Consider the following 517-nt stretch of genomic DNA (forward strand, 5'->3'; position numbering starts at 1 on the left):
TGCGCCGATCTCTTTTGCAAAATCCGAATCCGGCGGTCCGGAGATCGAGATGAGCTTCCCGCCCTTCTTCAGAATCCGCATGGATTTTTCCATGGTCTTGCCATCCTGGCTATGCAAGACGACGTCATAGTCCTTCAACATCCCTTCAAAATCGTCTTTTTTGTAGTCGATCACGATATCCGCCCCAAGGCTCTTCACCAAATCCAGATTGGCAGCACTTGTGCTGGTCGCTACCGTTGCGCCAAGGTGCTTCGCCAACTGAATGGCGAATGTCCCCACGCCGCCGGAACCCGCCTGAATAAAGATCCTCTGCCCCTTCTTCAATTCCGCTTTCCCGATCAATGCTTGCCATGCGGTCAAGCCCACAAGAGGCAACGAGGCAGCCTCTTCCATCGAGATCGATTTCGGTTTCAAGGAAACGTCTTTGTCACTCACCGCGATAAACTCTGCGAATGTGCCTATCCGGTCTTTGTCGGGACGGGCATAGACTTCATCGCCGGGCTTGAACTGCCTTACT

At 53.2% G+C, this 517-nt stretch carries 1 protein-coding gene; it reads right to left on the minus strand.

What is annotated here, in order from left to right; genetic code table 11:
- Positions 1 to 517: NADP-dependent oxidoreductase (locus PMI42_RS12865; RefSeq protein ID WP_008134666.1), on the minus strand; the 517-nt coding region annotated here is incomplete at both ends.

This window comes from Bradyrhizobium sp. YR681, assembly GCF_000282615.1.
In the GTDB taxonomy this organism is placed as follows: Bacteria; Pseudomonadota; Alphaproteobacteria; order Rhizobiales; family Xanthobacteraceae; genus Bradyrhizobium.